The 533-nt window shown below is 54.4% G+C and carries 1 protein-coding gene; it reads right to left on the bottom strand.

The window, feature by feature from the left end; all coding sequences use genetic code 11:
* Positions 1-199: 199 nt before the first annotated feature.
* Positions 200-523, bottom strand: a complete 324-nt coding sequence (locus NW819_RS13840; protein ID WP_414414103.1) for a DUF4359 domain-containing protein — start codon at positions 521-523, stop codon at positions 200-202.
* Positions 524-533 lie beyond the last annotated feature (10 nt).

Here is a 533-nt window from a genome sequence, read left to right as displayed (position 1 = left end):
GCAGAGCGTATCCAGCGCCAGAGCCAATCCACACTGCAATCGGCCCAGAGCAGCGCTGAGGTGGTGCAATCCCTTTACCAGCAGGCCCAGTCGGCCCAGTTGGCCCTGGAAGAGCTGCAAACCCTGTTGGAACGAGCCCAGATCTAGCCGAACTTTTGAGATTCTTTTGGATCTTGAGATCCTATGGTTGCCATGGTGACTAGGGGGCAGCTTTCCCCTCTCGAATCTCATAAGTATAAAATTGCCCAGCCACGGCAAGGGTTTCAAAGTGGTAGGTGGGCAAGGAGATCCCCAGTGGGCCAAAGTTGAGCAACGACAAATCGGTGGCGTAGAGGCTGAAAAGGATAAAATTCTGCCGGCGGGTTTGGCGCATGAACAAAGCTTCCAGTTCGGGCTGAAGCTCTCGGACGAGGGTATGACATTCCTCAATCAAAGTGGCCAGGAAAGCCGGGATCTGAGCACAGTATTCCCGCGTAGCGTAGGCGGCCAGTTGTTGCCCTGCATGGGTTCTGTACTGATACATTCACGCTGAA

It is taken from the genome of Synechococcus sp. R8-2, from assembly GCF_047461715.1.
Lineage (GTDB): Bacteria > Cyanobacteriota > Cyanobacteriia > Thermostichales > Thermostichaceae > Thermostichus.
The sequence above is the reverse complement of the archived record's forward strand: the minus strand, read 5'-3'. Positions and strand labels throughout refer to the sequence as shown.

Excerpts from the sequence above, each read along its gene's own strand:
- NW819_RS13840 (WP_414414103.1), bottom strand. The coding sequence starts at position 523 with ATGTATCAGTACAGAACCCATGCAGGGCAACAACTGGCCGCCTACGCT.